The organism is Elusimicrobiota bacterium, from assembly GCA_041658405.1.
In the GTDB taxonomy this organism is placed as follows: Bacteria; Elusimicrobiota; UBA5214; order JBBAAG01; family JBBAAG01; genus JBBAAG01.
Genome location: JBBAAG010000113.1, coordinates 1 through 7694 on the forward strand (window position 1 = coordinate 1; position 7694 = coordinate 7694).

The 7694-nt window shown below is 42.1% G+C and carries 10 protein-coding genes; all 10 read right to left on the reverse strand.

The genetic code is table 11. The features are described 5' to 3' along the window. Nucleotides 1-157: 157 nt before the first annotated feature. Nucleotides 158-1234 carry a glycoside hydrolase family 172 protein gene (locus WC955_12660; GenBank protein MFA5859905.1) on the reverse strand — a complete coding sequence of 359 codons (1077 nt, stop codon included), beginning with the start codon at nucleotides 1232-1234 and terminating at the stop codon, nucleotides 158-160. A 160-nt stretch (nucleotides 1235-1394) separates the two neighbouring features. Further along, complete coding sequence (locus WC955_12665) at nucleotides 1395-1895, reverse strand: hypothetical protein (GenBank protein MFA5859906.1); 501 nt, start codon at nucleotides 1893-1895, stop codon at nucleotides 1395-1397. A 12-nt stretch (nucleotides 1896-1907) separates the two neighbouring features. Continuing rightward, nucleotides 1908-2450, reverse strand: coding sequence for a LiaF domain-containing protein (locus WC955_12670; GenBank protein ID MFA5859907.1), 543 nt, complete (start codon nucleotides 2448-2450; stop codon nucleotides 1908-1910). Nucleotides 2451-2524: 74 nt separating this feature from the next. After that, a complete protein-coding gene (gene tatC, locus WC955_12675; protein MFA5859908.1) occupies nucleotides 2525-3217 on the reverse strand; it encodes a twin-arginine translocase subunit TatC in 693 nt (230 codons plus the stop codon). Between the two features lie 6 nt (nucleotides 3218-3223). Further along, entirely contained in the window at nucleotides 3224-3400 is a 177-nt protein-coding gene (tatA, locus tag WC955_12680) for a twin-arginine translocase TatA/TatE family subunit (protein ID MFA5859909.1), read from the reverse strand. A 10-nt stretch (nucleotides 3401-3410) separates the two neighbouring features. Further along, nucleotides 3411-5024, reverse strand: coding sequence for a 1,4-alpha-glucan branching protein domain-containing protein (locus tag WC955_12685; protein MFA5859910.1), 1614 nt, complete (start codon nucleotides 5022-5024; stop codon nucleotides 3411-3413). Continuing rightward, nucleotides 5025-5954 carry a DUF4912 domain-containing protein gene (locus WC955_12690; GenBank protein MFA5859911.1) on the reverse strand — a complete coding sequence of 310 codons (930 nt, stop codon included), beginning with the start codon at nucleotides 5952-5954 and terminating at the stop codon, nucleotides 5025-5027. It abuts the gene before it with no gap. A 31-nt stretch (nucleotides 5955-5985) separates the two neighbouring features. After that, entirely contained in the window at nucleotides 5986-6381 is a 396-nt protein-coding gene (locus tag WC955_12695) for a hypothetical protein (GenBank protein MFA5859912.1), read from the reverse strand. Between the two features lie 8 nt (nucleotides 6382-6389). Continuing rightward, nucleotides 6390-7346: a FlgO family outer membrane protein gene (locus tag WC955_12700; protein MFA5859913.1), complete on the reverse strand. Its 957-nt coding sequence runs from the start codon at nucleotides 7344-7346 to the stop codon at nucleotides 6390-6392. A gap of 71 nt (nucleotides 7347-7417) precedes the next feature. Further along, nucleotides 7418-7694: redox-sensing transcriptional repressor Rex (locus tag WC955_12705; GenBank protein ID MFA5859914.1), on the reverse strand; the 277-nt coding region annotated here is incomplete at its 5' end.

Sequence of the window (7694 nt, forward strand, 5' to 3'; positions counted from 1 at the left end):
TTACATCCGGCTTTCGCCAATTTTTTCAGGGTAGCATCCCACACAGGCTGGTCACACTGCATCCTCAACTTTGACCCAAAAGGATACCCCTTCGGGTATTCCGGATTTTTCCAATCCGTCCACATGTTAAAACTAAGGTGTATTAGATACGACCAAATCATGGCAAGTCCTTTCTATCTTTCCCTGGCCAGCGTTCCAAACTACCAAATCCATAGGGTAACCGATCCGTAGCGTTACCGATCTCCGGCAACGGTTCCGTACGCCCGGTTTGGTACCAAAACGCTGTACTGCTCCAGTCCCCTACACGATCATTCGCATGACCGTGTTCAACAGTAACTCTTATTGATTTCTCAAAATATACAGGATCTTCTATATGAAACCTATACTGTGAATGCTTCCCTGTGTAATCAGAATTGCCCTTAAAATGATACCCATAATACGGCGTGCTATATGGTTGTTCAAGTTTGTTATAGTTCCACGCACCACAGAAATAATCTTCCATCCCAGTACCGTGCAGGCGCGGAGGCCAGGGTTCACCATCAATAAAGATCATATCATCTCCTTCACCCCACCACCCTGGTGTGTTGGTATCAATATTAACAAAACACCCAACATACTGCCCTTTACCCTTAGCGTCGAGAATAATAAAATTATTTTTCCCGGTATTATTCAGTATTTGCACAACCCCTGAAGCATTTGGCCCTGACGGCGCATCGGCTTGCAGTAAAAGCCTGCGTTGCCAGTTCGCGTGGAACCTCCCATACCCGTCTTTAGGTTTATCCCACTGGTGGTAGTCGATATAAAAGTATAGGATTGTATCCTTATCCCCATCGTTGGTAACTGTGATAACCGCCTTTTTTTCAAACGGCATAGCAAACCACGCGTTCATCCCGAGATATGACGACTGAATTGGTAATGACTGAAAATATACAGCTTTTGCGTGACCTAACCCAAAAAAATCACCTAACGGGCATTGTACTGACGGCGAACTTTCTTCATCCCAGTACATTCTTAACGCCAGTTTCCGCAGATTATTATCAGTATCACTGGTGGTCATCCATATATGCCGTATACACCCTGCCCCGCTGATCTCAGCGATAGTTAAAGTTTTGCCTGCGGGTATCACCCAGCGGTCGGAATTCCCGCCGGTATGGTCATACGACGATATACGGCACGATTTAACGCCATCCGACAGTTTTGCAAGGTTTAACAATGACGTTTTCGCGAACTTCATATATTATCACCTCCTGCGGTATACTACTGAACCACAAAAATACAGTACAACTAAAACTCTACATAGTGCCCTAGACAGAACATAAATATGATTGCCAGTATGTGCAATACCCACCACCCGGGTTTGAATAACATAAAATATTTCATTATAAATACGCCCCCTATTTCCACAATATTCTACCTAAAACATATGCCAGTGACATTAGCGCAAGGTGTATCACCCACCAACCCATATTAAGAAACCTCAGCGTATTAACCTTCCTTGGCTGGTCCATACTCGAAGCTGATAATGTAAGGTCATATACTGCTTTACCAACAGCAAACTTACCAAGCAGAATAACAATATCCGCTAATGTCGATCCTACCAATATATCATACAACCCTATCGGCGGAACAAACCGTACGGCCGAAAAATGCGCCATCGTGATAATACCTATAATAACTGTCATTCCGTTGATAATATACGCGTATGGCACAGTTTTTACGTACCAAAACATTAATGGTAATACAACCGTCGATAGTACTCCACAGATTGCCGGTATAAAGTTTTCTATATCCTTAGAAACCGGATGAATTCTCATATGCAGCAACAACCCGCCTAAAGAGAGAAAGAAATATGCGGTAATTAACGTACACCTAATATAATCACTTTTTTTCATCATAAAAATAATTGTTTACTCCGCGTTTTTAACTACGAGTTCACCGAATACCACGTTCGCATCAATCTCTAACGCCGGCGCGTTTTCCTTATAGGCTTTTGATTTATAAGTATAACTCCCGAATGAGATAATATTACCATCCGGCGCTCTCCCTGACCCAAACGCAGAATCTATTTTTACCACTGCCGGTACTGCGGGATTAAGTATTATAGTCCCCTGCCCGAACACTGTTGCGATTTCAAGCTCCCTATTCTTATCAGTCACTGTAAGAGTTGAGAGATCAAACTTACCCTGGCCAAACACTACACTGTATTCTTTACTAATATTCGTATCGTTCACCACAACATTTGTTTCACCAAACACTGTACTATTACCTCTTCTGCAGCAATTCCAGTCCCATCCAATAAGTAACCGTATACCAAAATAAATAAGTATCAGCGCAAGTACGATTCTCATTACAGGAAAATTTATACCAAACGCTTTTAGTACAATCGATATACCCAACAAAACTAATAACAAACCTACAACAGTACCGCAAGAAAACAATTCCATCTTCATCTACTCCCTCCTTAATATTAATCCTCGACTCTTCTTCTATTACCTATTTATTATATAAAACACGTAATACAGTACTACTGTTTTTTTATAACAAACCTGCATATAAAAATACTTAGTTCAAACAACAAATATGCCAGTGTGCCAAGTATTAACTGGGAGAACACATCCGGCCCCGGGGTAAGGAATGCTGATACCACAAATATTCCTACGATAACATACGGCCTTGCATACCCCAGCTGAACAGTTTTTACAACACCTGATATTAGAAGCATGAACACAACCAACGGTATCTGAAACATAACCCCAAAAGATAATAAAACAAAAAATGCAAATGATACATATGCATCTGCAGAAATATACGGTGTCATATACTGCCCGCCCAGAGAAAGCAGCACGCTCAACCCTTTCGGCAACACATATCTTATTCCCAGAAATACGCCTAAGACAAACAGCAAGTATGACCACGGGAGGATTAACAACATTTTTCTTTCATTTTTGTAAAGCGCGGGAGTAACAAATTTCCAGATTTGATAAATCCACACAGGCATCGCAACTCCTGCTCCTACATAACACGCGATTTTCAGACGTACAACAAACGCTTCCGCAGGATAAATAAATATTAGATTAGTATTGAATAATGACAACAGGTGTTTCAGTATGATATCAATGTTGAGATATGCTACCACTATTACCAGAATAAAAAAAATGAGTGAAACTATCAACCGTCCGCGTAACTCTTCAAGATGCCCGACAAGATCATCATTCACAACAGGTTATATTTTCCCGTTCTTACTCTCATCATCCCCGTCACTACTATTTTTCATCCCATCCTTGAACGACTTAACTGCCTGCCCGATCGCGCGTCCAATCTCAGGCAACTTCTTCGCTCCGAAGACCAGCAACACGATCACAAGTATGACAACAAGCTCGCCAATCCCAATATTAGGCATATTTATTTATCTAAACCTTTTTCCGGGTATACTTTTTGTAGTCCGCATTCGGGAAAATATTATCTTTCCATTCAAGGTCTTCCAGGAATTTAGTATTAATACGATCATTCTTCAAATTATAATACAGTTCATTAAACCTAACAAGATGATCGGTGATACGCTTATTAGCATACTCCACCATTGTCCCGGTTGCCATAATGAACGGCCAATCGCTTGATTCCGCCAATAATAACTCGCGAACCATTTGATTTAACACCCTTACCTGCAGATGTTCCGTAGTATCATTGAACAGTTCCGCTACCTCCACCATCCTTCTCTGTGCAGCGTGAAGATGCCTGTAAATCCAGTCATTCGTACCATTAAGCCATACCTCAAAATACCCTTTATCCCCCCAAGACGACGCTGCGGGCTGCACAATCTGGTTTGCAGGATTATCTTTTAGATACTCAATCGGCGTAACCGGGAGGACATTTCCTTGGTCATGATACATTTTACGGAATAAGTATTCCAGGAACATCGGGCCTTCAAACCACCAATGCCCATAAAGTTCTGCGTCATACGGCGAAACCACTATTGGTTTGCGGTCCATTATAGAAGCTAAATGCTCAATTTGTTTCTCGCGGTTAAACATAAAATTCCCGGCATGCGAAGCAGCTTTCTCACGTGCCCAAGCTGGATTATACGGCTCCTTTTTTGATAACGGCACTTTACCGGATACCCTAAAATACTTCAACCCAACATTTCTTCTCACCCCATCGTTATGGAGATACGACTTTATATAATCATACTCAAGGTCATACCCTACATCACGATAAAATTCGCGGTAGTCCACATCACCGGGATAGCCAATCTCTGCGGACCACACCTGCTGAGCGGACTCAATATCCCGCGCAAATACCGCCGCCCCGGATGGCGTAAATACTGGTGCGAACACGCCATACTTCGGACGCGGCGTGGCATACAACACCCCATGGGCTTCCAAAAAGAAAAACCGTATGCCTTCGCTTACCAGCACTTCATCAACCCCGGGAACATACGCGCATTCAGATAACCACATCCCGCGGGGACGGCGCCCAAAATGGCGTTCATAGGTATCACACGCAAAAAATACCTGTGCTTTTACTGACTGTTTCTGTGTTGCCAGCGGCAAAAACCCGTGTGTTGCGCAACAGGTTATCACCTCAATTTTCCCGGCATCCTGAAATTTTTTAAACGCTGTTAAAATATTACATCCATACTTATCACGAAAAATAGAGCGGTAACGCTGAAGATTTTCGTGGTACATCTTAACCGTATCCTGGAATTCAGGCAAAAACTTTGTCCGTACCAACTCTTTTTCCGTAAGTTCAACAAGTTTATCAAGTTTCTTTAAATACCTTGACATAAGAAGTTCGTCAGTCAACATATTCATCAACGGCGGCGAAATTGATAATGTAACCCGATAATCAATATTTTCTTCCAGTAAACGGTCGAAGATATCTACAAATGGCAGGTATGTTTCGGTAATCGCTTCGTACAACCAATCTTCCTCAAGAAAATCTTCATATTCCGGATGCCGTACAAACGGCAAATGTGCATGCAGGACGAGACACCAATATCCTTTTTCCTTACCTTTTGGATACATCTATTTCACTGTCTTTCTGTCAACTTTAAACACCACCTGCCGTGTCATTCTTTTATGAGGCGAATGAGCCACTACAGGCACTTCATGCTGTCCTTCAGTAAGGCTTATCCTGGCGGAGAACGTACCATCGGGATTAAGTTTTACATTAATCCCAGCGACAGTTACTTCCGCATCTGGTTCAGTTTTCCCGTGAACAACCAGTTCTGTATCCGCAATCAACCAAAAATCTGTCACCGGCCCCTGAGGCAACTGGTCCTCTAACTTCTCCCTCCGTGACCAACTACTGATTCCTATGGAAGACAAGGATTTATTGTTTACATCCATCAAATACTTCCATCTTTCAATCAACCCGCGGGCAACCTCTGAACTCTTACCGATACGGTCAATCCCCGAAAGTTTGAGTATACGTTCAAACTCAATCTCCAAAACACCCCATTGCTCGTCGGTATAAGGCGATACACCGTATCGCGGCATCATAACCATGTTTGACCTTACGATCGGCACAAACGTACCGTCATGTATTTTAATCCCGAGTTCCAGAATATAATCACGGTTTGCCTGATTTACATTGATATACCAATTATCCGTATGATTATTTATAGGAACATCAAAAGAACTATGTGCGTTAGAACCGTTAAACTCAACATCTGTAATATCATACACCCGCAGGGTTAACTGGCTATTGAACCACACATTATCACCAAAACGTTTTTTGAACTCATCACGTTTATCGTTTGCGATTTCCCAATACGAGAACATCCAGAACGGATCCCGTGCCATCACCACCATCAACGTTTCGCCATACTCGCTGGGCAACGACTGGGTAACACTTTGTGGAGCAGCATCTTTCCTATTTTCTTTTACATTATCCTTACAAAAACTTGTACTATTGCTGCTTGGCAAACTCTCATGCAACTTGTCTTTTAACATACCTAACAACCTTTATTAAACTCAAATTTTTTTAATTAACTATCAAAATCTCGCTTTTATCTGTTTCATCACCACGGCTATTAATCGCGGTAACCGCGAAAAATTGCTTGGTCAGCGGCCGGTCAACTACCTGTACAACATTATTAGCTACTTCTAACACTCTTATCAATCCGGTTGCCACACCAGCTGCGTAAACTCTATACCTGACTGCACCTGTCATCGCAGTCCAACGCAATGTTATATCCCGATCAGTAACACCTGCTGATATATTTGATGCATTCAATCCTACCGGCTTCTGATTAGGCCAGTTAAGCGGGTCAACAGGATTCTTAAACTGTGGCTGTCCCGCGCATCCGCCTATAAGCATTACTGCCAATACCGTGAAAACAACGTTTCTTAGCGTACCAATCATATTTTGTTTATACATAATCTTTCTTAAAACCTGTATACCATCATCAACCCATTGGCATCACTTGACGAAGAAAATGATTGTAATGCCAGTGTCCCGTTACCAATATTATTACCAAGCCTACCACCCACACTTCCTGAAGGCACTACCGCAAGGATGATACCACCCGTTGCAATGAATACCGCGGAAACCACGGCGGTTAAGACAGACATTTGATAAGCATCCTGTGTTTCCTTTTTAAACTTTTCAGTATTCTCCGGTGTTACTGCTGCATCATAATCCTTCTGTGCATCACGCTGCCTGCCGGAGTATAATAAACTTCCCCCCGCAACTAAACCGCCAACACCGATCAATGTCCATGCAGCCGTCTTTAAAGAAGCATTTGACGATGAATTTTGCTGTTGTTGCGCTCCCTGTGGCGTTGCGATACTCGCATTCTGTATAGCAACATCTTTATCTATTTCATCCGGCTTCAATGCAGCTCTTACGATTTGCATAGCAAGCTCTTCCACCATATTCCCAAGTTCAGACTCATTCTCGCATTTAACACTTGCCCCGGTTATAGCTTCACCCGTTGCCACATCGATTAACCGTGAACTGATACTAATAGTTTTCCCTAACTGCGTTATACTCCCGATGACAATAGCTTTTGCGCCAATCATTTTCCCAACCTGCTGCGCGGTATTGGTATCAATTACTCCGGTAGCACCTAAATTCATCTCAACCAACGCTTTATCAAGTTGTGAACGCTCAACTACCCTAAGATTTCTTTGTTTTGCCAACTGTGTGGAGATAATCTCAGGTATGGCTTTCCCCATATACTCCCAATTTTTATTAGGGCTATCATTCTTAAAATTCAACACTGCAAGAGAAACGCGTTCCTTATCAACCACGACACCGCCCTCCGCCGCATTGACATTCACAGGAAACACCGAGAATACAAAAACACAAAGTACAAACGAACTCAACACTTTTTTTAACATTTAATATCCTCAAATAAGTAAATATAACATTGATAAACTCTTATTTTATAACTATTAGCATCCAAAGTCAACTACTTCTTCAACCCAAATGATAACCGTTCAAGTTCTATGCTAAGGTCAATATTATTAACAACAATATCCCCGATATCTCTTAGCCTTATAGGCGCGAAGTTCAGAATACCTTTTACCCCGGTATCTTTCAATTTCTCAAGCACCCCTGTTGCGATCACACTAGGTACCGTAAGTATTATCATATCAATCCTGAATGTTTTAATAACTTCTTCAAGCTCGTATAACGCATAAATCCGTACTCCGGATATCACATTCCCGATTTTATTGTCATCAACA

Bases quoted from the DNA above. Each gene is read 5' to 3' on its own strand.
- WC955_12660 (MFA5859905.1), bottom strand. From the start codon at position 1,234: ATGAAGTTCGCGAAAACGTCATTGTTAAACCTTGCAAAACTGTCGGAT.
- WC955_12665 (MFA5859906.1), bottom strand. From the start codon at position 1,895: ATGATGAAAAAAAGTGATTATATTAGGTGTACGTTAATTACCGCATAT.
- WC955_12670 (MFA5859907.1), bottom strand. From the start codon at position 2,450: ATGAAGATGGAATTGTTTTCTTGCGGTACTGTTGTAGGTTTGTTATTA.
- tatA (MFA5859909.1), bottom strand. From the start codon at position 3,400: ATGCCTAATATTGGGATTGGCGAGCTTGTTGTCATACTTGTGATCGTG.
- WC955_12690 (MFA5859911.1), bottom strand. From the start codon at position 5,954: ATGTTAAAAGACAAGTTGCATGAGAGTTTGCCAAGCAGCAATAGTACA.
- WC955_12685 (MFA5859910.1), bottom strand. From the start codon at position 5,024: ATGTATCCAAAAGGTAAGGAAAAAGGATATTGGTGTCTCGTCCTGCAT.
- WC955_12695 (MFA5859912.1), bottom strand. From the start codon at position 6,381: ATGTATAAACAAAATATGATTGGTACGCTAAGAAACGTTGTTTTCACG.
- WC955_12700 (MFA5859913.1), bottom strand. From the start codon at position 7,346: ATGTTAAAAAAAGTGTTGAGTTCGTTTGTACTTTGTGTTTTTGTATTC.